We start from the raw sequence: 23,668 nt of genomic DNA on the forward strand, positions 1-23,668 counted from the left end.
ACTTGGCGTTGATTTTTGGCACGCTGTTGAGTTCTCAAGGAACGGACGCTTCCTTCGTACTCACCCGAGACAATCTCTCAGGCTTTCCTCCGGGCAGTTTCCCTTCGGTCTTGCTGTCTTGCGTTTCCGACTCTACCAGACCGTTTTCCGATCCGATTTCCTCGGTGCTTTCCAGGTTTTCGCTTTCGCGTTTCCCTTTCCGGCGGCTCCGACTCTACCAGATCCTTTCGGGCCTGATTCCCAGTCAGTGGGGCTTGCCTTCCCGGCTGTTGGGCCGTTCCGACGTCTCAAACCCTAGCGGATCCTCTCGGCGATTCCCAATCGGGCTGCCTAGCTCCATCGAACTCCATGGAGCCCCATTCGAATTGAATTCGGGCACACCGAAATCAACCCGGCTGGGAGATCGTGCTGATGGTTTGGGTTGCCGCTGCTGCGGCGGAGGTGCTGCCGCAGAACCGTTACGGCCCCGTGGCAACCCGGAGAACATTACGGACCGGGTTGGGGGATGTCAAGCGCCCCCTGCCATCCCCGACCCACCCCTGTCAAGATCTTTAGTCGAGGTCGCTGAGACGCCCGCCGGCGTCCGGCTGGGCGTGCTCCACGCGGCGGAGGAGACGGGTGAGGACGTCGCCGAGCCGCCCGCGTTCGTCCTGGGAGAGGTCCTGGAGAAGGTCCTCCTCGAAGACCGTGGCCATGCGCATCGCCTCCAGCCACTTCTCGCGGCCCTCGTCCGTCAGTTCCACGATCACGCGCACGCGGTTGGACTCGTCGCGTTCCCTGGTGACGAGGCCCTCCGTGACCATGCGGTCGATCCGGTGGGTCATCGCGGCCGGCGTCAGCCCCAGTCTCTTGGCCAGGTCGCTCGGGCCCATGCGGTACGGGGCACCGGCCAGCACCAGCTCCTTGAGGACCTCCCACTCGGCGTTGCTGATGCCGAGGGTGGCGGTCTGGCGGCCGTACGCGACGTTCATGCGGCGGTTCAGCCGGCCCAGGGCCGAGACGATCTTCTCGACCTGGGGGTCCAGGTCCCTGAACTCGCGCTGGTAGGCGGCGATCTGCTCGTCGAGCGTCGGTTCGCCGACGGCGGGGGTGTCACCCATGTGCGCAGTATCCCATGCGGGCGCTTGGGCTCGAAGTCCTTCGAGGTGTACTGTTCAAGTCTTAACTTTAGCTTTGAAGTCTTCAGCCCTAACCCCTTCGGTAGGCGTACGACTTCACGATCAAGGCAGGTGAAAGTGACCAGGGCGATGGGCGCAGCTATGCGCCGGATCCACGTGGGCAACGCACTCAGCGCGTTCGGGCTCGGCTTCACCGTCCCGTATCTGTACGTCTATGTCGCGCAGGTGCGGGGACTGGGAGCTATGACGGCGGGTCTGGTGCTCGCCGTCTTCGCCGTGGCCGCGCTGGTCGTGCTGCCGTTCGCCGGGCGGGCCATCGTCCGGCGCGGCCCGCTGCCGGTGCTGCTCGTCGCCCTGGTGACCGCCGCCGTCGGCGCGCTGAGCCTCGGGCTCGCCGCCGACGCGACCGCCGTACTCCTTGCCGCTGTGGCGTTGGGGGCCGGGCAGGCCGTGATGCAGCCGGCGCTCGCGACGATGATCGTGGACTTCTCGTCGGCGGAGACTCGGTCGCGGGCCTTCGCCACCCAGTTCTTTCTGCAGAACCTGGGGCTCGGCGTCGGGGGGCTCATCGGTGGGCATCTTGTCGACACGACCCGGGCGGGTTCGTTCACCCTGCTGTTCTCGATCGAGGCGGCGATGTTCCTGCTGCTCGCCGTGATCATGACGACCGTACGGATGCCTCGTGCGACGAAGATCGACGGTGTGCCTGCTCAGGCCAAGGGCAGCTGGAAGCAGTTGCTCGGGAACCGGGCGATGGTGCAGCTGTGTGTGCTGGGGTTTGTTCTTTTCTTCGCCTGTTACGGGCAGTTCGAGTCGGGGTTGAGTGCGTACGGGGTCGAGGCGGCCGGGATCTCGACGTCCGCGCTCGGGTCGGCGCTGGCGGCGAACACCGCGGTGATCGTGGTCGCGCAGTTCGCGGTGCTCAGGTTCGTCGAGCGGCAGAAGCGGTCCCGGGTGATCGCGGCCGTCGGGATCCTGTGGGCGATCGCGTGGGGTGTGGCCGGGTACGCGGGGCTCGGGCACGGCAGCCAGGCCATGGCGACCGCGGCGTTCGTGTCGACGTACGCGCTGTTCGGGCTCGGGGAGGCGATGTTGTCGCCGACCGTCGCGCCGCTGGTGGCCGATCTGGCGCCGGAAGGGCTGGCGGGGCAGTACAACTCGGCGTTCGCCCTGGTGAAGCAGCTTGCGCTGGCCGTCGGGCCGGCGGTGGGCGGGCCGTTGGGGGCTTCGCTGCACGGGCCGTACATCGTGATGTTCCTGTTGTTCTCGCTGGGGATCAGCGTCCTCGCCGTACGGCTGGGACGGCAGCTGACCCCCGTACAGAATCAGCCGTCTCTGGTGCGGCGGAGTCGGGTGGTCGCGCAGGGTGGGGCTCCGGTGGAGTCCGTGGTGCCTACTACGTAGTAGTAGGCAGGGTGGCTGTGGTCAGGGTCGCGGTGAAGGGGAGGGTCGCCGAGCCGTCGGGGGCCGTGTGGGGGGTCAGGGTTGCGCGGATCGTTTTTGCCGCTGCGGCGAAGGCGGCCGGGCCGCCCGTCTCCTCGATCGACTGGCCCCAGGGGACGGCCGACAGGTGACCGGCGGCGAAGTCCGCGAAGTCCTCGAAGGCGATGGCGAAGGTGACCTCGCGGGTCGTGATGTCGTGGAAGCCGGCGGTGGTCAGGGCGGCGGTGAGGCGGTCGGCGGGGCAGGAGAGGGATGTGGCGAGGCGTGCCTCCGCCTCCTCGGTGCCGTGTTCGGTGATCGCCTTCAGCTGAGCGGCGAAGTACGGGGAGCGGTCCGCGGGTGAGGTCCAGGTCGTGGCCGTGAAGCGGCCACCCGGGCGGGTGACGCGGGCCGCCTCGGTGAGTGCCGCTTCCAGGTCGGGGAAGAACTGGGCGCCCTGCTGGCAGACGACCGCGTCGAAGGAGTCGTCCGGGTACGGGAGTTTGTCGGCCGGAGCCAGGGTGAACTCGATGTCCGGGTACATCCGTGGGGCGTTGCGGGCGGCGATCCTGAGCATGCCCTCGTGGAGGTCGGCGGCGACCACGTGGCCCGTGGGGCCGACCTGGGCGGCGGCCGCGCGGGCGGCGAAGCCGGTGCCGCAGGCCAGGTCGAGCACCTGGGCACCCGGGAAGAGGTCGGCGGCCTCGATGACCGCGGTGACGAAAGGCGCCATCAAGGGGGCGCTGTAGTGGTCGTAGTGTTCCGTGGCGGTGTCTCTTAGGGGGAAACCTGTGGGATCTGCCATGAGGGTGCTACTAGCAGGCACAGGTGGGTTCGCCTAGGGGACGCGCGGAACCCCTCACATGCCGGAAGGGCTGGGTTTGCCGCCCGGCAGCACGAACTCGCACCACACCGCCTTGCCGCCGCCCGGTGTCCGTCGTGAGCCCCAGCTCGTGGCGATCGTCGCGATGATGGCGATGCCCCGGCCCGATTCGTCCCCCGGTTCCGCGGTGCGGCGCAGGGGGAGGTGGTCGTCGCCGTCCGTCACCTCGACGATGAGGCGGCGGTCGGTGCGGCGCAGGCGCAGGCGCATCGGGGGCGTGCCGTGCTGGAGGGAGTTCGCGACGAGTTCGCTCGCCGCCAGGACGCCCAGGTCGTGCAGCTCGGTGGGGAAGCGCCAGCTCGTCAGGACGCCGGAGGCGAACGCACGCGCGCGTGGGGCCGCCTCGATGCCGCCCAGGAGCTCCAGGGCCGCGTTGCGGAACAGGTCGCTGTCGGCGCCGGTGCGGGCCGGGTGCTGGAGGACCAGGACCGCCACGTCGTCGTCGTGGTCCGCCGTGACGCCCGCGGAGCGGACCAGGCGGTCGCAGACGACCTGAGGGCTTCCCGTGGCGCCCGAGAGGGCCCGCTCCAGGGCGGCGATGCCCTCGTCCAGGTCCTCGTTACGGCGTTCCACCAGTCCGTCGGTGTACAGGACCGCCGTGGAGCCCGGGGTCAGTGCGATCGAGCCGGAGGCGTGCATCCAGCCGCCGGTGCCCAGCGGCGGGCCCGTCGGTTCGTCGGCGCGCTGGACGACTCCGCTCTCGTCGCGGACGAGGATCGGGAGGTGGCCCGCGGAGGCGTACACCAGCTTGCCCTCGTTCGGGTCGTGGACGGCGTACACGCAGGTGGCGATCTGGTTGGCGTCGATCTCCATGGCGAGGCCGTCGAGGAGCTGGAGGACCTCGTGCGGGGGGAGGTCCAGCCGGGCGTACGCGCGGACCGCCGTACGGAGCTGGCCCATGATCGCTGCCGCGCGCACTCCTCGGCCCATGACGTCGCCGATGACGAGGGCTGTGCGGCCGCCGCCGAGGGTGATGACGTCGTACCAGTCGCCGCCTACCGCCGCCTCCGTGCCGCCCGGCTGGTAGAGGGCGGCGACGCGGAGGTCGTCCGGCTCCTCCAGTTCCTGGGGGAGGAGGGAGCGCTGGAGGGTGACCGCGGTCTCGCGCTGGCTGCGTTCGCTGGCGCGCAGGCGTTCGGCGGCCTCGGCATGGTCGGTGACATCGGCGGCGAAGATGAGGACACCGCCACTCCCTTCGGGAGTGGCCGTCACCTCGACCGGGGTGCACGTGATCGTGTACGAGCGTCCGCCGGCCGCCTTGCGGGACTTGAGCGTGCGGGGCTTGGAACTGCGCAGGACCTGGTCCAGGAGGGGCAGCAGGCCCAGTACGTCGAGTTCGGGGGCCGCGTCGCGGGCGGGTGCGCCCTCGGGGCGTACGCCGAAGGCCGCCACGTAGGCGTCGTTGACGTAGGCGATGCGGTGGTCCGGGCCGTGGACGAGGGCGACCAGGGCGGGGATGCGGTCGAGGACCTCGCGGGTGGGCAGGTCGTCGACGGCGGGGATGCGGGGCGCCTCGTCGGTGAGCTGCTCGGCGCGGGCGGCGGGGACGGAGCCCGATCCGGTTCCGGAGCCCTCACCGAGTCGGTCCGGCAGGCGGTCCGGGGTGATCGTGTGATCGGTCCGCGCTGCGGCGCGGCGCTGCGTTCCGGGAAGGCGGGCGCTCCAGCGCGTGAAGTTCACGAATCCTTGCCTCGTGTTTGTCGGCACAGGCCAGCAGCGGGTCGGCCGGGGGTACGGGGGGTGTCCCCCGGGAGATACAGCACTTGCGGAAAGCCTCGTGGGTTCGAAGGGCGAGGGGTGGCTCGCCCGAGGTCGTGGAGCAAGGTCGTGGAGCAAGGTCCGTGGAACCAGTCTGGCAGTGTGGCCGGCCGGGCCGACATCCTTCAGACGCCGGTCCGGCCGCCGGAGTTCCTGGATCCGGTCAGGACGACCCCTTCGGGTCCTGATTCGGATTCTGGTCCGGGTTCTGGTTCGGGTTCTGAGGAGGCTTCCCACCGGCCGCCAGTTCGAACTCCGCACGGGGGTGTTCGAGCGAACCAAGGGAGACGATCTCCCTCTTGAAAAGTCCCGACAGAGTCCATTCGGCGAGCACCCGGGCCTTGCGGTTGAAGGTGGGCACCCGGCTCAGGTGGTAGACGCGGTGCATGAACCAGGCAGGGTAGCCCTTCAGCTTGCGCCCGTAGACGTGTGCGACACCCTTGTGGAGTCCCAGGGAGGCTACTGAACCGACGTATTTGTGTGAGTACGTTTCGAGCGGTTCGCCCCGCAGGGAGTGCGCGAGGTTGTCGCCGAGGACCTTGGCCTGGCGTACCGCGTGCTGGGCGTTGGGGGCGGTCTCCTTGCCGGGTTCCGCGGTGACGTCCGGGACTGCGGCGGCGTCTCCCGCCGCCCACGCGTGCGGGGTGCCCTCGATCGTCAGCTCGGCGGTGCACTTCAGGCGCCCGCGCTCGTTCAGGGGCAGGTCGGAGGCGGCGAGGAGCGGGTGGGGTTTGACGCCGGCGGTCCACACGACCGTACGGGTGGGGAAGCGGGCGCCGTCGCTGAGGACGGCGATCCGGTCCGCGCAGGAGTCGAGGCGGGTCTCCAGGCGTACGTCGATGTTGCGGCGGCGCAGCTCGGTGATCGTGTACTTGCCCATTTCCTCGCCGACCTCGGGCAGGATGCGGCCCGAGGCCTCGACGAGGATCCACTTCATGTCCTCGGCCTGGACGTTGTGGTAGTACCGCGAGGCGTAGCGGGCCATGTCCTCCAGCTCGCCCAGCGCCTCCACGCCGGCGTAGCCGCCGCCCACGAAGACGAAGGTCAGGGCCGCGTCGCGGATCGCGGGGTCGCGGGTGGAGGAGGCGATGTCCATCTGTTCGATGACGTGGTTGCGCAGGCCGATGGCCTCCTCGACCGTTTTGAAGCCGATGGCGTATTCGGCGAGGCCGGGGATCGGCAGGGTCCGCGAGATCGAGCCGGGGGCGAGGACGAGTTCGTCGTACGTCAACTGCTCGGCGCCCGTTCCCTCTTCCGTGGTGGCGAGGGTGGTGACGGTCGCGGTGCGCTTGGCGTGGTCGATCGCCGTGACCTCGCCGACGACGATCCGGCACCGGTCGAGGACACGCCGCAGCGGTACGACGACATGGCGTGGAGAGATGGAGCCCGCGGCCGCTTCCGGGAGGAACGGCTGATAGGTCATGTACGGGTCTGGAGTGACGACGGTGATGTCGACCTGGCCCCGTTTCAGCTCCTGCTGGAGCTTCCGCTGGAGACGCAGGGCCGTGTACATGCCGACGTAGCCACCGCCGACAACGAGAATGCGCGCACGTTCCTTCACCATCCCATGACGCACCCAGCGCTCGCGTTTGTCCACAGGCCCGACAATTTGTGTGACCGGCGCGCGGGGAACCGCAACCTTGCCCGAATCGACGGCGTGCGGGGCAGGACCGCAGGTCAGCGGGTGTGAGCCGGGTGACAGGAAGGGGCGCAACCGGGACGTATGCGACCCGTACTCCGATCGGGCGCCACCCCGTGCGGAACGTGCCCCTTCTGAATTGACCCCCGCTCAACTATGTTCGTACGTCGACGGGGTGTAGGGGGATGCGCTCTTTCGGGTCCGATCCGCGACGGACGGGCCCGTGGTTCAGTGCTTGTTCCGCACGCTCCGGCTGCCAATGGCGGGGAGTCTCCGGGGGGAGACGTCATTACCGGGGGAACACATGCACATTCAGGATTCTCGATGGTCATCCGCGTCTGCCATCGCACCAGGCGGACCGGTCAGCGCGGCGGCGGAGAACGGACGCGGTGATCAATCGCGTACGGCGCCGCTGCGCGTGGACGCACAGCGCAATCTGGAACACGTACTGCGCGCGGCGCGTGAGGTCTTCGGCGAGCTGGGATACGGCGCGCCGATGGAGGACGTGGCGCGGCGCGCACGGGTGGGTGTCGGCACGGTGTACCGGCGCTTCCCGAGCAAGGACGTCCTGGTCCGGCGGATAGCCGAGGAGGAGACCTCCCGGCTGACCGACCAGGCACGTACGGCGCTCGGTCAGGAGGACGAGCCGTGGTCGGCGCTGTCGCGCTTCCTGCGGACGTCGGTCGCCTCGGGCGCCGGACGGCTGCTGCCGCCGCAGATACTGCGGGTCGGCGTCGCGGACGACGACGGCTCCGACCTTTCCGGGGCCGGCTCCGGTCCCGACGAGGCACGGGTGCCGCAGCAGCGGACCCAGCCGACCGGTGTCGGTGCCGGGGAACTGCGACTGGTGTCCGAGGACGCCGCGGCGGCCGCTCTGGCGGACGACGCGGGGGCGGTGGCGCTGCTCGACGTGGTGGGCCGGCTCGTGGAGCGGGCGCGCGAGGCGGGCGAGCTGCGGCCTGATGTGTCGGTGTCGGACGTACTGCTGGTGATCGCGACGGCGGCGCCCTCGCTGCCGGACGCGGCGCAGCAGGCGGCGGCCTCTTCGCGGTTGCTGGACATTCTGTTGGAGGGGCTGCGGTCGCGGCCGCTGTAGTGGTTTCGGTCCATGTGTGCTCGTGCTCGAAGGGGGCGCGTGACGACAGAATCAGAACCCTGACATTTCAGGCGGCATGTCGTGCGGGGCGGTCAACTCCCGTCCAGGGAGAGCCGGTTGAGCATTCCCCGTTCGAGTGAACGCTAGTACCCCGTTACGGGAAGTCCCCACGGACGAGTGGTTGGTTCGTCCGAGGGGTCCTGAACAAAAGCCAATATGGCACTCTGACCCGGTGTTCGGGACTCGGTGTGCAGACGGCTGTTCGGGCGGCGGGGGCTTTCCGCGATGAGCGTTGACGGACGGGACGAGTCACTCGGTGACGGCGCCCCGGAGACCGGCGGCGGACTGACCTCGCCGCAGGTACCGAGCCAGGGCGGACCCGGCGGACCAGGGGGCGTGGAGTACCTGGACACCCCGCCGGCCAGCTCCGTGGACGGCTCTTTCACCGGTTCGGGATACCCGGAGTACCTCGACGACCCGATGGAGGGCAGCGTCCCGGCGCAGCGCGGACGCGGTGTGCTGCCGCCCCGTTCTGACAGTGTGCTGCCGCCGCCCATCGAGCTGCCGCCGTCCGACACCGACCTGATCGGGCGGATGCGCTCGGGCGACGACACGGCGTACGAGGAGCTGTTCCGGCGCCACGCCGACGCCGTACGCCGGTACGCGCGCACCTGCTGCCGTGACGGCCACACGGCCGACGATCTCACCGCCGAGGTCTTCGCCCGCATGCTCCAGGCGGTGCGCGGCGGCTCCGGCCCCGAGTACGCCGTACGCGCCTATCTGCTCACCACCGTCCGCCGGGTCGCCGCCAACTGGACGACATCGGCGAAGCGCGAGCAGCTGGTCGACGACTTCGCGGTGTTCGCGGCGCAGGCCGCGCGCGGCTCGGAGATGTCCACCAGGTCCACGGTGTCCGCGATGTATTCCGACAACGACACGCTCGACCTCGGCGCCGACGTCCGTGCGATGCACCAGGCCGAGCAGTCCATGGCCATGCAGGCGTTCCGGTCGCTGCCCGAGCGCTGGCAGGCCGTGCTGTGGCACACCGAGGTCGAGGACGAGTCGCCGAGCGAGGTCGCCACCCTCTTCGGGCTCGACGCCAACGGCACGCGCGTGCTCGCCAGCCGGGCCCGCGAAGGGCTCAAGCAGGCCTACCTCCAGGCCCATGTCAGCGCCACCCTCGCCACCGACGAGGAGTGCTCCCGCTACGCCGACCGGCTCGGCGCCTACGCCCGCGGCGGGCTGCGCAGCCGTGCCGAACGGGGGCTGCGCAAGCACCTGGAGGAGTGCGCCAAGTGCCGGCTGGCCGCGGGCCAGATCAAGGAAGTCGCCAGTGGCATCCCGGCCGTCGTGCCGCTCGCGGTCATCGGCTGGTTCGGCGCCGCCGGGTACGCCAAGGTGGCCGCGCTGGTCGCCGGGGGTGCCGGAGCGGGTGCGGTGGGCGTCGGTGGCGCGGCGGCCGCGGCGAGCGGCTCGTCGTCGGGCGGGGCCGGTGGCGGTGCGGCGGCCTCGGAGGGGCTCGGCGCGCCGGTGAAGGCGGGGATCGCGGCCGGGGTCGTCGCCGTGGCCGCCGCGGTGGTCGCCCTCGCGCTGGTCGGCGACGACAGCCCGGCGAAGACGCCGGTGGCCCAGCCGGCCCCGTCCGCCCCGTCCGCGCCGGTGGTCCAGCCGGAGGCGCCGACACCGGCCCCCACGCCGACTCCGCCTCCGCCCGGGCCGGCACCCGTGGCCCTGGCACCGGCGCTCACGCCCACCCCCACACCGCCCCTCACTCCGACTCCGACCCCGACGCCCACCCCGAGCCCCACACCGACGCCGGAATCGACACCTACGCCCAGCCCGACCCCGACGCCCGCTCCCACCCCGGAGCTTCCGCCACCGCCTCCTCCGCCGCCGCCCGCACCGGCCGACTTCCAGTGGAACGAGCTGGAGTACGGCATCACCGGCGACGGCACCAAACCCGAGATGCGGCTCGGCGAGAGCAGCTGGGTGTGGCAGCGGTGGGGGGTGTCGATCGCGGACAAGCAGTACGAACACGGGGTGACCGTCCACGGTGAGTCCTCCGTCACCGTCGACCTCAACCGCGACTGCGCCTCCTACGACGCACTGGTCGGCGTCGACGACATGGCCCTGGGCCTCGGCCAGGTCCGCTTCTCGGTGTTCGCCGACGGGGAACGCATGTGGCGGTCCGAGCTGATCCAGGGCGGCCAGGAGGCCGTACCCGTCCATGTGGACCTCACCGGGCGCAGGACGATCCGCCTGGTCGTGGAACCCCACTCACCGTTCGACTCGGTGGCACTCGCGGACTGGGCGGAGTCGAAGTTCATGTGCCGGTGACGGGGGTGGCGGGGGTGCCCGTGACCGGGGTGGTGGGTGGCTCGGTGGTGGGTGGCGTGCCCAGGTGGGTGAGGTCGTCGAGTACATCGCCCACGGTGAGTCCCGATCCCGTCGTACGTTCGAACTCGTACCGTTCCGCTCCCAGGGCGGTGCGGGCCGCGGTCTGCGTCTTCTCGGCCTGCGCGCACTCCGGCATCGGGCGCGGGTGGCCGTCCCGCCAGCTGTCGGAGGCGGCGAGGAGGCGGACCGCGCGCGGGAGGTCGCCGAGGCGGGCCAGCAACCCCGCCGCGCCGTCCACGAGCCCCGCCGTGACCACCTCGGCGCAGCGCTGCGCCACGGCCTCGCACAAGGTGGCGGTCAGTTTCACCACGCCGTGCTCGGGCCCGCACTCCTCGGCCGTGATGAGGGCGTCCATCGCGTTCAGCCCCGCCATGAACTGCGGCGGCGGGGTGCCGAGCGCGCACTCCGCGCGGGACCGCTCACACAGGGCACGCGCGCGGGCGACGTCCCGCTCGTCCAGGGCCAGCTGCGCCCGCAGCAGCAGGACGAACGCCCGGGAGTCCGCCACCCCGTACCGGTCGGCCGCCTCGCTCGCCTCGTTCAGCACGGCCAGCGCGGCGGTGCGGTCGCCCTCGCGGTAGGCGATCTCGGCGAGCCGGGCGATGAGAAACGGTGCCTCGGCATGGGCGCCCACCTCGTGGGCGAGCCGCAGCGCCTCCTCGTACTCCCCCTTGGCCTCCTCGAAGCCGCCGCGCGACATGGCGGCCTCGCCGGCCGCGCTGCACACCTGGGCCCGCAGCCACCGGTCGCCGACCCGTCGGCTGAGCACGCGCAGTTCCGCGAGGTCGTCGTCCACACCCCGGCCGCGCAGGCCGCCCTGCGAGTCGACGACCGTGTGCGTACGGAACATCAGGGTCACGGCGACCTCCCAGTCGCCGCCGTGGACACGGCAGTTGGCGATCACCTTGTCGAGGGCGGCGGCGGTGGCCGGGAGGCCCTTCTCGGGGGCGCCGGGCGGTGTGGGGCCGGGCCGGTCGGCGTCGGTGAAGATCGTCAAGGGCCAGGCGATGCCGGGAAGACGGGCCGCTTGTGGACCGCCGCGCTCGAAGTGGGCGCGGACTTCGGCGAGATGCTGGTGCCAGTGTTCGTCGCGGGGTACGGCTGCCGGGTCGGCGTCGAGGGTCAGGAAGACGTGGAGCATGCGGAGGTTCATACGGAGGTCGGTGCGGTGGTCCGCATCGAGGTCCGTATGAAGGTTTCTGTGCTGGGTGGTTGCCGCCGGCTCCGGCTGCGTGGGTGTGTTCAGGGTCAGGATCCGTGTCAGCCATTCCGTGCCCTCCCGGCGGAAGCTGCGCAGAAACCAGAACCAGCCCATCGCGAGGGCCACGGCGGCGGCCTGTCCCCCTTCGCCCTCCGTGATCGCGCGGTCGAGGGCCGCCCGGATGTTGTCCAGCTCCGTCTCCAGGCGGGCGATCCACGGGAGTTGCTCGGCGGACCGGAGCAGCGGCTCGGCTTCCTCCACCAGCGCGCGCACCCACGCGCGGTGCCGTCGCTCGGCCGCGGCACGCAGTTCGGGGACCTCGGCGGCGCGCTCGGTGGCGTACTCGTGGATGGTCTCCAGCATGCGGTAACGCATGCCGGGGATGCCGGTCTCGCTTCCGTCTCCGTCTCCGTCTCCGTCTTCGTCTTCGTCTTCGTCTTCGTCTTCGTCTTCGTCTTCGTCTTCGTCTTCGTCTTCGTCTTCGTCTTCGTCGTACAGGGTCGCGACGATCAGGGACTTGTCGACGAGCGCCCCTACGAGGTCGGCCGCCGGGCCGGTGCACACCGCCTCCGCGGCGGTGAGGTCCCAGCCGCCGGCGAACACGGAGACCTCGCGCAGCACCGTGCGCTCACGTTCGTCGAGCAGGTCCCAGGACCAGTCGACGACGGCACGCAGGGTCTGCTGGCGGGGCAGCACCGTGCGGCTTCCGGAGGTGAGGAGGCGGAAGCGGTCGTCCAGGCGGTCGGCGATCTGACGCGGGGTGAGGAGACGGAGGCGGGCGGCGGCCAGCTCGATGGCGAGGGGCAGTCCGTCGAGCCGGCGGCAGATCTCCGCCACCGCCTCGGTGTCGCGGAGGGCGGTGTCCGCGTCGGGGCGCACGGCCGCCGCGCGCTCCTCGAAGAGGCGGCGGGCCGGGTCGGGGAGCAGGGGCTCGACCGGGCGCACCGACTCGCCGGGGACACCCAGAGGTTCACGGCTGGTGGCGAGGATCGTGAGTCCGGGGCAGTGGGTGAGGAGGGTTTCGGCGAGTTCGGCCGCCGCGTCGATGACGTGCTCGCAGTTGTCAAGGATCAGGAGTTGGCTGCGCGGGGCGCAGTACTCGATGAGCAGGGCGAGCGGGTCGTCCTGCGAGGTCGCCAGCTCGTTGGTCAGGAGCACGGTCTCGCGCAGACCGAGTGCGCTGACCACCGCGCCGGGCACCGCCTCCGGCCGGTCGAGCGGGGCGAGCTCGACGAGCCACGCCTGGGGGAGGCCGGCGGCGGCTTCCTCGGCGAGACGGGTCTTTCCGGAGCCGCCCGGTCCGATGAGGGTGACCAGACGGGCTCTGTGCACATCCGAACGGATGGCCTCGATCTCGGGTTCCCGTCCGACGAAAGATGTCAGACGGGGGCGAATGTTGCCGCTGCGGCGAGTTGGGGCGGGAGTTGGGGTCGGGGTCGGGGTTGACTGAGGGGGTGGGACCGGGGCGGTCGGCCTTGCTTCCCCGGTCGGCTGCGGGGGTTGCCACGGCTGTGTCAGCAACTCCTTGTGCAGGGTTCGTAGTTCCGGGCCCGGGTCCGTGCCCAGGCCTTCGGACAGGGTTCGGCGGGCCGTCTCGTACGCGGTGAGGGCGTCCGCGTTGCGGCCCGTGTCGCGCAGGGCGCGGATGAGGAGGGCGTGCAGCGGTTCGTCGTACGGGTGGGCCTCTGTCAGTTCCGTCAGTTCCGGTACGGCGTCGTGGGCGCGGCCGAGTCGCAGGTTCGCCTCCACGCGCGCGCGTGTCGCCTCCCGGCGCAGGGCCTCCGGGCGGGTCGCGGCGGTGCGGTCGGGGAGGTCCGCGAAGGCGGGGCCGCGCCACAGAGCGAGGGCCTCGGACAGGGCGTGTTCGGCGGCTGTGGGGTCGTCGTGGTCGAGGGCCGTCCTGCCCTGTCGTACGAGGGTTTCGAAGACGTGGAGATCGACGTCGGCCTGGGTCGCTGCGAGGCGGTAGCCGCCGGGGTCCGAGGTGATGGTGTCTCTGCCCAGGGTGCGGCGGAGGCGGCCTATGAGGGCCTGGAGGGCTGCGGGGGCGTCGTGGGGCGGGGTGTCCGGCCAGACCTCGTCGATCAGGGTTTCGGGGGTGGTGGGGCGGTTGGGGCGCAGGGCGAGGGCGGTGAGGAGGGCGCGGAGGCGAGGGCCGCCGATGGGTACGGCGGTGCCGTGGTCGTCCTCGGCCTGGGTGACGCCCAGGATTCTGTACCGCACGGGCTCATTGTCGCCGGGGGTGGGATGCGGGTACAGGTGGTTTCTTTTTCGCCCCCGCCGCCCTTACCCGTCCCATCCCTTCCTGGGGGCTGCGCCCCCAGACCCCCCTTTCGCGCTGAACGCGCTCGTCCTCAAACGCCGGACGGGCTGGGATGCCTGGGCCACGCTGAACAGATACGTACGGCAAACGGGTGGGCGGGTGGGAAACACGACCTGGGCTGTACCGGCGTCGGCCTCGGATCGCCGGACGCGATGGAGATACCGGGGCCTGGGCTGAAGAAGCGGCGGGGGCGGGTGGGCGGGAAAGAGGCTGGGGCCGGACGGGCCTTGTCCTCAAACGCCGGACCGGCCCCGGCCTGGGGTGGAGGGACGGCACGAGTGGGAGGGTGGGAAACACCGCTGCGTGTGCCCCGGCCTCACCCCCGGGGGGCGCCTGCGCCTGCGCCTGCTCCCAGGGCTCCTCGTTGGGGGGTGATTCCGGCGGGTACGGCTCGTTGGCGGGCCGGGGTGCCGGTCCAGCAGGTGCCTCGGCGGGAGAGGAGGCGGCGTAGCCATACCTCCAGGGAGACCAGGTCCGCCAGGCCGTCCAGGGGGAGGGGTTCGCCTTCCGCGGCGCCTCTGAGGGCCTTGCGGACGACCCTCGCCTCGACCAGGCCCGCCTCCGCGAGCAACGGCGTGTCGAACAGGGCCATCAGGGAGTCCACCGACACGCGCAGGCCCGTTCGCGACGCCGCGGCTGCCGACGCGTGGGACGGTGCGCCCCAGCCGGGGGGCAGATCCGCGACGCCGGCGCCTTCCAGGACCGTACGGAGGATGGACGCCCGGGCGCCGGGCCGTACGCGAAGTGCCTCCGGGAGTGCTCGGCAGGCGCGGACCACCTGGTTGTCCAGGAACGGGGTGTGCAGGCGCTGGAAGCGGATCTCCGCGGCCTGCTCCAGGACCCGTACGTCCGCCGCCTGGCGGGCCAGTGCCGCCCGCGCGCGGAAGTCCCCGGGGCGTTGGCCGGGGCCGACGCCGACTCCCGAGCGGCCCGTCGTCCAGTGCAGGCGAACCGATACTTCAGCAAGCGCCTCACCGGTCAGCCAGCGCGCGGCCGGGCCGGGTCTGCCCCACGTGAGCGCGGCCAGCGAGGCCCCCACCGCACCTCCGGGCTCGTCGAAACGGCGCTGCATGAGGCGGTCGGCGAGGTTCTCGATGCCGGCCTTGTAGGGCGTACGAGCGAGTTTGCGGGCGGCGCCGTACACGCGCGCGGGGACCAGCACCGAGCCGTCGGCCTTCGCGAGGGCCGCCACCGGACGGACCAGGTGGCGTCGTTTGCGGTCCATGAGGAGGTCGGCGAGGCGGGCGGGGTGGGCGTCCAGTACCTGTCGGGCGCCGTAGCCGGTGAAGTGGTCCGCGCTGCCCGAGGCCAGGCGGGCGCGATGGCTGGACGCGGTCACCAGGGACGGGCCCGGCTCGTCGGTCAGCGGGCCCTCCAGGTCGGCGTACGGAAGGACGTCCTCGCCGCCTGCCACCACTACGTGGTGCAGGCGCGGGTTGGCCGCCAGGGTCCCCGCCCGCTCCAGTTCCGCCTCGCGCCCGCCGACCGCCAGGTCGTTGAACGTCACCGCCAGGAGCCGCTCCCCCGCGCCCGTGCCGTGACCGAGGACCGTCCCCGGCATACCCGGGAGGCCCGCCGCCAGGAGCGCCAGCGTGCCCGACGCCGGGCCGCCGGACAGGTCGGCTCCTATTCCGGGTACGGGTGTTCCGCGCGCCGCCCGGCGTTCCGCGGGGCCCATTCCCGGGACCGGCCCGGGGTCCACATCGGCGCCGGGGACGTGCCGAGGGGCCGACAGCCGGGCCCGTACCGCCTCCACCAGGGCGTCCCTTACGCCGTCCACCGCCCGGTCGGGGTCCACGGAGGCGGCCGCGACCGCGAGGGAGGCGACCGGCTCGTACCCGGCGATCTCGCGCGCCCCGGCGCGCAGGATCAGCGCATGCCCGGGCGGAATGCGTCGTACGCCGTCGTAGGGAGTCGAGTCGTGCAGCGCGGCCGGTACGTCGGGGGCCGCGAGGAGCGCGGCGAGGTGGCCGAAGTCGAGGTTGGCCTCGATGAGGTCGGCGAGCGGGAGAGCAGCCGTCGCGTAGGCCGTGCCGCCCGACCAGGGGGTGTAGAACACCGGGCGCGCGCCCGCCAGATCGCCGCAGACCATGAGCCTGCGCCCCACCTGGACGATGGCCGTGTAGCTGCCCGGCCACGCCGTCAGATGGCGAAGTGCCCCTCCGCGGGCGGCGAACAGGGCGACCCGCAGTTGTTCGTCGGTGGCTCCGCAGGTGCCCAGGACCGCGATGCGGGTCTGTTCGTCGGCCCGCACGACACGCACCTCGTCGGGGCGCCAGTCGCCGACCGCCCAGAGCGGATCGGGGTCTCCCCAGAGGAGTTGGGAGCCGACCGGGTGGACCGTCTCGCCGTCGTGGCCGGTCGCGCCCGCCGAGTATCCGGCGCCGCCGACGCCGTCAGCCGTGTAGGCGGCGGGGCCCGCCGCGTATCCGCCGGCCGAGCCGTTTCCTGCGCCCACAGCGGCGGTGCTGCTCCATCCCACCAACCACCGCATCGACGCCTCCACAGGCTGTGGACAACCAGTGCACCGGACGAACTCGGCACCATGCTGCCATGAAGGACGCGCCTCGGAGGGACGGCGGAGCCGCTCGCGCTCCCCGGAGTGCGCCCCTGCGAACTCCTGTGCACCCCCAAGAACATGCCCGCGCGACCCCGAACGCACGCACGGATCAAGGGACTTCGGCGCGTGCGCGGGAACGGCATCGGCGGACGGATCAGCGGATTCACCCACGGAAACTCGGGAGAACCGCAGGGCAACCCCGGTGCGGCGGCGAAGAGTTCGCAACCCTCGGATCAGGGAGTTGGCGGCACGACCGCGACCTGAATGCGCCCCCGTTACGCTCCCCAAAGACGCCCCACGCGCCCTCAATTTCCGTGGTGGGAGGGGTAATCGGCCCGGGATGACGGGGTCTGTTTTCGGCCAAGTTGGCGAAGCACGGACAGGCTCGCGCACTCTCCGTACAGGCTCTGCGCGGCACTCGGCCGACGCACAGTCCGGGAGGCGGAGTTCGCCTCCCGGACCGGTCCGCCGCCCGCGGGGATGTAGGCGGCGGTGTCCCCCAGCCCACTGGATCCAGTACAGCGGGCCGACCCACGCAGGATCCATGGAAGCGCTCCCGCCATGGCCGGAGAAGAGCGCACGGGCGGGCGCACGGCCACACAGCGGGGGCACGCCGCAACGGTGCGTACATCCCCAGAACTTCCGTACGGACCACAATCCCGCCATCCGGAACAATGCCCCTTAACGCTTGGGATGCGGCGAACTACGCTGGGTTTACGAATGCCGGGTGGTTATGCCAGCGCGGCAGCCGTCTGTGTCGAGGGGTGGCGCATGTCCAGGGAGCAACGCGGGCCGAACGAAAAACTCGGCGCCGTTCTCGCCCTCGCGGGAATCAGCAACGCAGGCCTCGCGCGTCGCGTCAACGATCTTGGCGCTCAACGCGGGTTGACTCTTCGCTACGACAAGACGTCGGTGGCGCGCTGGGTGTCGAAGGGCATGGTGCCGCAGGGTGCCGCGCCGCACCTCATCGCGGCCGCCATCGGCCAGAAGCTCGGCCGCCCGGTGCCGCTCCACGAGATAGGCCTGGCGGACGCGGATCCCGCACCCGAGGTGGGCCTCGCCTTCCCCCGGGACGTCGGACAGGCCGTGCGTTCGGCGACCGATCTGTACCGTCTCGACCTCGCCGGCCGCCGGGCCGGCTCCGGCGGCATCTGGCAGTCGCTCGCCGGATCGTTCGCAGTGAGCGCATACGCAACGCCTGCCTCACGGTGGCTGATAACCCCGGCCGACAGCTCGGTGGCGCGCGACGCGAACCTCTCCGAGGGCTCCGGGGCACCGCTCAAAGTCGGCCACAGCGATGTGCAGAAACTGCGGGAGGCCGCGGAGGACGCGAGGCGCTGGGACTCCAAGTACGGAGGCGGCGACTGGCGTTCGTCCATGGTGCCCGAGTGCTTACGAGTGGAGGCGGCGCCCCTGCTGCTGGGGTCCTACTCCGACGAGGTGGGCCGCGCCCTGTTCGGGGCCAGTGCCGAACTCACGCGCCTCGCCGGCTGGATGGCCTTCGACACCGGCCAACAGGAGGCCGCGCAGCGGTACTACATCCAGGCGCTGCGCCTCGCCCGCGCGGCGGCCGACGTACCCCTGGGGGGATACGTCCTGGCCTCGATGTCGTTGCAGGCGACCTACCGGGGCTTCGGCGACGAGGGCGTCGACCTCGCCCAGGCCGCCCTGGAGCGCAACCGGGGCCTCGCGACGGCGCGCACGATGAGTTTCTTCCGGCTGATCGAGGCACGGGCCCACGCGCGCGCGAGTGACGCCCACGCGGCCGGCGCGGCGCTGCGCTCCTCGGAGAGCTGGCTGGAGCGGGCCCGCGACGGGGACAACGACCCGTCCTGGCTCGGCTTCTACGGGTACGACCGGTTCGCCGCCGACGCCGCGGAGTGCTACCGCGACCTGAAGGCACCGCGTCAGGTCCGCCGTTTCACGGAGCAGGCACTGTCGAAGCCGACGGAGGAGTTCGTGCGCTCGCACGGGCTGCGCCTGGTCGTCTCGGCGGTCGCGGAGCTCGAGTCGGGCAATCTCGACGCGGCATGCGAGCAGGGCGTGCGGGCGGTGGAGGTCGCGGGGCGCATCTCCTCGGTGCGCACCACCGAGTACGTGAGGGATCTGCTCCACCGGCTGGAGCCCTACGGCGACGAGCCCCGCGTGGTGGAGCTGAGGGAGAGGGCACGGCCGCTGCTCATGACTCCGGCGTAGGACCGGCCCGGTCCCGGTCCCTTCAGGGCATCGTGCGCCTCCCGCGTTTGAAGGCACTGTCAGTGGCGCAGTGCACTATCGAATGCGGGAGGTGGAGCTGTGATGCAGCAGGTGCGGCAGGTGCGGCACGGGATCGCTTACGACTGTGACGTGCTGGTGATCGGCGGCGGGATCGTCGGTCTGTCGACGGCGTACGCGATCACGCGCGCCGCGCCGGGCACGCGGGTGACGGTGCTGGAGAAGGAGCCGGGCCCCGCCCGGCACCAGACGGGCCGCAACAGCGGTGTCATCCACAGCGGGATCTACTACCGGCCGGGCTCGCTCAAGGCGCGGTACGCGGTGCGGGGCGCCGCCGAGATGGTCAAGTTCTGCGCGGAGTACGGCATCGCGCACGCCGTCACCGGCAAGCTGATCGTCGCCACGGAGCGGGACGAGCTGCCCCGGCTGCACGCCCTCGTGCAGCGCGGCCGGGAGAACGGCATTCCGGTGCGCGAGCTCGGCCCCACCCAGATCGGTGAGTACGAGCCGGAGGTGCGGGGACTCGCCGGCATACACGTGGGGACGACCGGGGTCTGCGACTACGTGGCGGTCGCCCGGCAGCTGGCCGAGGCCTCGGGGGCGGAGATCCGGTACGGGGCCGAGGTCGTCCGGGTCGACCGGCGGCCCGAGCTCGGGGTGGCCGTGCGGACGGCGGGGCCGGGGGGCGGCGAGGTCGTCCGGGGGCGGGTGCTCGTCAACTGCGCCGGGCTCTACTGCGACGAGGTGGCCCGACTGACCGGCGACGATCCGGGGATGCGGATCGTGCCGTTCCGGGGCGAGTACTTCACGCTGGCGCGGCCCGAGCTGGTGCGGGGGCTGGTGTATCCGGTGCCGGATCCGGCGTTCCCGTTCCTGGGGGTGCATCTCACCCGGGGGGTCGACGGGAGCGTCCACATCGGGCCCAATGCCGTGCCGGCGCTGGCCCGGGAGGGGTACGGGTGGGGCACCGTGCGGATGGCGGAGCTGGGGACGACGGTGGCGTGGCCGGGGACGTGGCGGATGGCTGGGCGGCACTGGCGGTACGGGGGTGGGGAGCTGCGGCGGTCGGTGTCCCGGGGGGCGTTCGCGCGGGCTGTGCGGAGGTTGTTGCCGGTGGTGTCGGAGGAGGATCTGGTGCCGGCGGCGGCGGGGGTGCGGGCGCAGGCGGTGCTGCGGGACGGGACGCTGGTGGACGACTTCCTGATCCGGGAGGGGGCGCGGGCGGTGCATGTGCTGAACGCGCCGTCGCCTGCGGCTACCGCTTCGCTGCCGATCGGGAGGGAGATCGCTCGGCGGGCGTTGGGGATGCTAGGTGGGGGGTGAGGTGGGGTGAGACGGGGCTTTTTTCGCCCCCGCCGCCCCTACCCGTCCCATCCCTTCCTGGGGGCTGCGCCCCCCCCAGACCCCCGCTACGGCCCTGAACGGGCCTCGTCCTCAAACGCCGGACGGGCTGAAGATGCCGGGCCGCGCTTGAGAGGTACCGCCTGGGCTGGAGAAGCGGTGGGGGCGGGTGGGCGGGTAGGAAGCTGGGGCTGGACGGGCCTTGTCCTCGGACGCCGGACGGGCTGGAGCGTGCCGGGCGGTAAAATCGGGCCCACTGTGTCTGACTTCCTGAACTCCGCCCCCAGTCCCAACCCCACCTCCGCCCCCAGGGCCAAGGGGGAGCCTCGGTTTCCCGGGGGGCCGCAGGCCGATCCTGCCGGGTCGCACTTCGAGCGGCGGATCAGGAGTTTTCAGCCCCGTCGGAGCCGGGTGACCGCCGGGCAGGCCGACGCGTTGCAGCGGCTGTGGGCCAAGTGGGGGCTGGACATCGACGGGCGGGATCTCCGGCTCGGCGAGTTGTTCGGGAACGACCGGCCCGTCGTGCTGGAGATCGGGTTCGGGATGGGGGAAGCCACCGTACGGATGGCCGCCGACGACCCCACCACCAGCATCCTCGCCGTCGACGTGCACACCCCCGGGCAGGGCAACCTGCTCAACCTCGCCGATCAGCAGGGGCTCTCCAACATCCGCGTCGCCAACGGGGACGCCATCATCCTGCTCCGCGAGATGCTCACCCCCGACTCCCTCGACGGACTGCGCGTCTACTTCCCCGACCCCTGGCCCAAGAAGCGGCACCACAAGCGACGGCTGATTCAGGCCGAGTTCCTTGATCTTGTCGCTCAGCGGCTGCGCGCCGGGGCGCTCGTGCACTGCGCCACCGACTGGGAGCCGTACGCCGAACAGATGCTCGAAGTGCTCGACGCGCACCCCGAGTTCGAGAACACCCGGCCCGAGGGCGGTTACGCGCCACGTCCGGAGTTCCGGCCGCTGACCCGTTTCGAGGGCCAGGGTCTGGAGAAGGGTCATGTCGTGAACGACCTGCTGTTCCGTCGCGTACAGCACCGGTAGAGCACCCGCACGATCCCGCACCGTCGCGGGCCGCGTCCCTCCCTCGTTAGGGTCAATGCCGTGGCCACCTTTCCCCCGTACCCGACGCACCCCAGCGGCACCACCGACGGTCCCGCCGGCGGAACGCTGCGGCACGCTCACTGGTGGCAGCGGAAATGGGTGCGCTACGGGGCACTGAGCAGCCTTCTCGCGCTCTCCGGGCTCGTCATCCTCGCCCTCGTCCGCGAACAGACCGGCACCGAGGGGTTCCTGGTCGGGCTCGGGCTCGCCGTCCTGCCGGTGCCGTTGCTCGTCGCCGCGTTCCGGTGGCTGGACCGGGTCGAGCCGGGGCCCTGGCGCAATCTTCTCTTCGCCTTCGCCTGGGGCGCCTGCGCGGCGGCCCTGATAGCGATCGTCGCCAACAGCTTCGCGACCAGATGGATCGCGACGGCCACCGCCGACCCGTCCAGCGCGGACACCCTCGGGGCCACCGTCATAGCGCCCATCGTCGAGGAGTCCGCCAAGGCAGCCGCCGTACTGCTGATCTTCCTCTTCCGGCGGCGCGACTTCACCGGCATCGTCGACGGGGTCGTCATCGCCGGAGTCACCGCCACCGGGTTCGCCTTCACCGAGAACATCCTCTACCTCGGTACGGCCTTCGGCACCGACCAGCTCACCGGAGACAGCGGCATCGCCTCCGTCACCGCGGCGACCTTCTTCGTACGCATCGTCATGTCGCCGTTCGCGCACCCGCTGTTCACGGTCCTCACCGGCATCGGGTTCGGCATCGCCGCGCTGTCGGGCGAGCGCCAGCACGTGCGCCGTGTGCTGCTGCCGCTGTCCGGGCTGGTGCTCGCGATGAGCATGCACGCCTTCTGGAACGGCTCGTCGACCTTCGGCGAGTACGGGTTCATCGCGGTGTACGCCGCGTTCATGGTGCCCGCGTTCGGGCTGCTGACCTGGCTGGTCATCTGGACCCGCCAGCGCGAACTGCGCACCGTCCGCACCGAGTTGCCGGCGTACGCGCTGGCCGGATGGCTGGCCCCGGCCGAGCCGCACGCCCTCGGCTCGATGCGCGCCCGCCGTCTCGCCCGCGAGTACGCCCGCCGGCACCTGGGCAGGCCCGCGGCCCGGTCGGTGGCGCAGTACGAGGCGTACGCCACCTCACTCGCGTTCCTGCGCCACCGGGGGCGCCTCGGCCGCGCGGGCGCCGACTTCGTCGTCCGGGAGCAGGAGCTGCTGGGCGAGTTGTGGGAGCGGCGGGCGGTGGCCCGTCCGGCCCTGGACCACGCGGCCCGCGCCACGGCACCCGTCCCGGCCCCGGCCCCGGTCACCTGGTCGGCGTACGGGCAACAGGGGTACGGGCAGCAGGGCTACGGCCAGACGTACGGGCCGACGACCCCGTACCCCTCGTACAACAACAGCCACAGCGGCCACAGCAACCACCACGGCCAAAACAGCCCCGCCTACGACCCGTACCCGGCCTACAACCCGTACCGCTCCTAACGCCTGACGGGTCCTGTTCAGGCGCCGCTCACGCCGAAGCGGCCGTCAGGCTCGCGACCTCTGCCTCCGTCAGTTCCAGTTCCGCGACCGCGACCAGCGGCGGGAGCTGGTCCACCGTGCGGGCGGACGCGATCGGGGCGGTCACCGTCGGCCGGGCGGCGAGCCAGGCCAGGGCCACCGTGGCGACCGCCGTTCCCCGGGCCGCCGCGACGGCGTCCAGGGCCGCCAGGACCTTCCGGCCGCGTTCCGTCTCCCCGTGCTTGCCCGCGCCGGCCGCCGCACGCGCGCCGTCGACCGTCGCACCGGGGCGGTACTTGCCCGTGAGGAAGCCGGAGGCGAGCGCGAAGTACGGGACCGTCGCCAGGCCCTCCTGCGCCGCCAGGTCCTGGAGCGGGCCCTCGTACGTCTCGCGCGAGACCAGGTTGTAGTGGGGCTGGAGGGCCACGTACCGGGCCAGGCCCGCGCGGTCGGAGAACTCCAGGGAGGCCTGGAGCCGCTCCGCCGAGATGTTGGAGGCGGCGATGTGCCGCACCTTGCCCGCGGTCACCAGTTCGTCGAGGGCGCCGATGATCTCCTCGACGGGCACCTCGGGCTGGTCGTAGTGCGTGAAGTAGAGGTCGATGTAGTCGGTGTCGAGGCGGCGGAGCGAGGCGTCGGCGGCGGCCTTGATGTTGGCGGCCGACAGGCCCTGGTAGTCGGGGTGCTGGCTGACCTTCGTGGCGACGACGATGTCCGAACGGTTGCCGCGCGCCTTCAGCCACTTGCCGATGATGGTCTCCGACTCGCCGCCCTTGTTGCCGTCGATCCACGCCGAGTAGGAGTCGGCGGTGTCGAGGAAGTTGCCGCCGGCCGCCGCGTACGCGTCGAGCACCTCGAAGGATTGCTTCTCGTCGGCGGTCCAGCCGAAGACGTTGCCGCCGAGGGCGAGCGGGAAGACCTCTAGGTCCGATGATCCGAGCTTACGAAGAGCAGTCATGCTCATCGTCAACGCCCGCCACGGAGGCGCCGATTCCGGCGGGCTCATCAAGTTCCCGCAAGTTCCCGTAAACGGTTCTCAAAACGCCTGACCGGCAGCCCTGACGTCGGGGGGGGGGAGCGTCAGGACCACCGGAGACCAGAGGACGTATGTCTTACGTGTCTTACGTGTCTTACGGGTTGAGCCCCATGCTCCGCAGCCATGC

Annotated in this window: 14 protein-coding genes; 7 read left to right on the forward strand and 7 right to left on the reverse strand. The window is 71.5% G+C overall.

Annotation, left to right across the window (positions count from 1 at the left end; genetic code table 11):
* Positions 1-551 precede the first annotated feature (551 nt).
* Positions 552-1,100, reverse strand: coding sequence for a MarR family winged helix-turn-helix transcriptional regulator (locus tag ACH4TV_RS14350; protein ID WP_398397806.1), 549 nt, complete (start codon positions 1,098-1,100; stop codon positions 552-554).
* A 147-nt stretch (positions 1,101-1,247) separates the two neighbouring features.
* On the opposite strand from ACH4TV_RS14350, the gene ACH4TV_RS14355 reads away from it, so the two are divergent.
* Complete coding sequence (locus tag ACH4TV_RS14355; protein ID WP_398398799.1) at positions 1,248-2,522, forward strand: MFS transporter; 1,275 nt, start codon at positions 1,248-1,250, stop codon at positions 2,520-2,522.
* Here ACH4TV_RS14355 and ACH4TV_RS14360 read toward each other — a convergent pair.
* The 3 genes from ACH4TV_RS14360 to ACH4TV_RS14370 all read right to left on the reverse strand — a co-directional run bounded on the left by ACH4TV_RS14360 (position 2,515) and on the right by ACH4TV_RS14370 (position 6,745).
* Entirely contained in the window at positions 2,515-3,345 is an 831-nt protein-coding gene (locus ACH4TV_RS14360) for a class I SAM-dependent methyltransferase (protein WP_398397808.1), read from the reverse strand. The two genes, ACH4TV_RS14355 and ACH4TV_RS14360, sit on opposite strands and share 8 nt — an antisense overlap.
* Before the next feature lie 54 nt (positions 3,346-3,399).
* The gene (locus ACH4TV_RS14365) at positions 3,400-5,103 is read right to left on the reverse strand and encodes a SpoIIE family protein phosphatase (RefSeq protein WP_398397810.1); all 1,704 of its coding nucleotides are present in this window, start codon (positions 5,101-5,103) and stop codon (positions 3,400-3,402) included.
* Between the two features lie 241 nt (positions 5,104-5,344).
* Positions 5,345-6,745, reverse strand: coding sequence for an NAD(P)/FAD-dependent oxidoreductase (locus tag ACH4TV_RS14370; RefSeq protein WP_398397812.1), 1,401 nt, complete (start codon positions 6,743-6,745; stop codon positions 5,345-5,347).
* Positions 6,746-7,124: 379 nt separating this feature from the next.
* On the opposite strand from ACH4TV_RS14370, the gene ACH4TV_RS14375 reads away from it, so the two are divergent.
* Together ACH4TV_RS14375 and ACH4TV_RS14380 are read left to right on the forward strand one after the other, a co-directional pair.
* On the forward strand, positions 7,125-7,916 hold the full coding sequence (locus ACH4TV_RS14375) for a TetR/AcrR family transcriptional regulator (RefSeq protein ID WP_398397814.1): 792 nt from the start codon (positions 7,125-7,127) through the stop codon (positions 7,914-7,916).
* A gap of 285 nt (positions 7,917-8,201) precedes the next feature.
* Complete coding sequence (locus tag ACH4TV_RS14380; protein ID WP_398397816.1) at positions 8,202-10,253, forward strand: sigma-70 family RNA polymerase sigma factor; 2,052 nt, start codon at positions 8,202-8,204, stop codon at positions 10,251-10,253.
* Here the strand turns inward: ACH4TV_RS14380 and ACH4TV_RS14385 are convergent.
* Positions 10,240-13,737, reverse strand: a complete 3,498-nt coding sequence (locus tag ACH4TV_RS14385; protein ID WP_398397818.1) for a BTAD domain-containing putative transcriptional regulator — start codon at positions 13,735-13,737, stop codon at positions 10,240-10,242. The genes ACH4TV_RS14380 and ACH4TV_RS14385 overlap by 14 nt on opposite strands.
* A 416-nt stretch (positions 13,738-14,153) precedes the next feature.
* On the reverse strand, positions 14,154-16,331 hold the full coding sequence (locus ACH4TV_RS14390) for an asparagine synthase-related protein (protein WP_398397820.1): 2,178 nt from the start codon (positions 16,329-16,331) through the stop codon (positions 14,154-14,156).
* Positions 16,332-17,168: 837 nt separating this feature from the next.
* Between ACH4TV_RS14390 and ACH4TV_RS14395 the strand changes: the two genes are divergently transcribed.
* The 4 genes from ACH4TV_RS14395 (at position 17,169) to ACH4TV_RS14410 (ending at position 22,487) form a co-directional block, all read left to right on the forward strand.
* Positions 17,169-18,593: an MFS transporter gene (locus tag ACH4TV_RS14395; RefSeq protein WP_398397822.1), complete on the forward strand. Its 1,425-nt coding sequence runs from the start codon at positions 17,169-17,171 to the stop codon at positions 18,591-18,593.
* 102 nt (positions 18,594-18,695) lie between these two features.
* A complete protein-coding gene (gene lhgO, locus ACH4TV_RS14400) occupies positions 18,696-19,934 on the forward strand; it encodes an L-2-hydroxyglutarate oxidase (protein ID WP_398397823.1) in 1,239 nt (412 codons plus the stop codon).
* Between the two features lie 276 nt (positions 19,935-20,210).
* Positions 20,211-21,002 (forward strand): tRNA (guanosine(46)-N7)-methyltransferase TrmB, encoded by a 792-nt coding sequence (trmB, locus tag ACH4TV_RS14405; RefSeq protein ID WP_398397825.1) that lies wholly within the window; start codon positions 20,211-20,213, stop codon positions 21,000-21,002.
* 60 nt (positions 21,003-21,062) lie between these two features.
* Positions 21,063-22,487: a PrsW family intramembrane metalloprotease gene (locus ACH4TV_RS14410; protein ID WP_398397827.1), complete on the forward strand. Its 1,425-nt coding sequence runs from the start codon at positions 21,063-21,065 to the stop codon at positions 22,485-22,487.
* Between the two features lie 28 nt (positions 22,488-22,515).
* Here the strand turns inward: ACH4TV_RS14410 and ACH4TV_RS14415 are convergent, their stop codons facing one another.
* On the reverse strand, positions 22,516-23,463 hold the full coding sequence (locus ACH4TV_RS14415; RefSeq protein ID WP_398397829.1) for an aldo/keto reductase: 948 nt from the start codon (positions 23,461-23,463) through the stop codon (positions 22,516-22,518).
* Positions 23,464-23,668 lie beyond the last annotated feature (205 nt).

The sequence above is a fragment of the Streptomyces sp. NPDC020898 genome (assembly GCF_044333925.1).
In the GTDB taxonomy this organism is placed as follows: Bacteria; Actinomycetota; Actinomycetes; order Streptomycetales; family Streptomycetaceae; genus Streptomyces.

Coding starts and splice junctions, on each gene's coding strand:
- ACH4TV_RS14350 (WP_398397806.1), bottom strand. CDS start 1,100: ATGGGTGACACCCCCGCCGTCGGCGAACCGACGCTCGACGAGCAGATC.
- ACH4TV_RS14355 (WP_398398799.1), top strand. CDS start 1,248: ATGGGCGCAGCTATGCGCCGGATCCACGTGGGCAACGCACTCAGCGCG.
- ACH4TV_RS14360 (WP_398397808.1), bottom strand. CDS start 3,345: ATGGCAGATCCCACAGGTTTCCCCCTAAGAGACACCGCCACGGAACAC.
- ACH4TV_RS14370 (WP_398397812.1), bottom strand. CDS start 6,745: ATGGTGAAGGAACGTGCGCGCATTCTCGTTGTCGGCGGTGGCTACGTC.
- ACH4TV_RS14375 (WP_398397814.1), top strand. CDS start 7,125: ATGCACATTCAGGATTCTCGATGGTCATCCGCGTCTGCCATCGCACCA.
- ACH4TV_RS14380 (WP_398397816.1), top strand. CDS start 8,202: ATGAGCGTTGACGGACGGGACGAGTCACTCGGTGACGGCGCCCCGGAG.
- ACH4TV_RS14390 (WP_398397820.1), bottom strand. CDS start 16,331: ATGCGGTGGTTGGTGGGATGGAGCAGCACCGCCGCTGTGGGCGCAGGA.
- ACH4TV_RS14395 (WP_398397822.1), top strand. CDS start 17,169: ATGTCCAGGGAGCAACGCGGGCCGAACGAAAAACTCGGCGCCGTTCTC.
- lhgO (WP_398397823.1), top strand. CDS start 18,696: ATGCAGCAGGTGCGGCAGGTGCGGCACGGGATCGCTTACGACTGTGAC.
- ACH4TV_RS14415 (WP_398397829.1), bottom strand. CDS start 23,463: ATGACTGCTCTTCGTAAGCTCGGATCATCGGACCTAGAGGTCTTCCCG.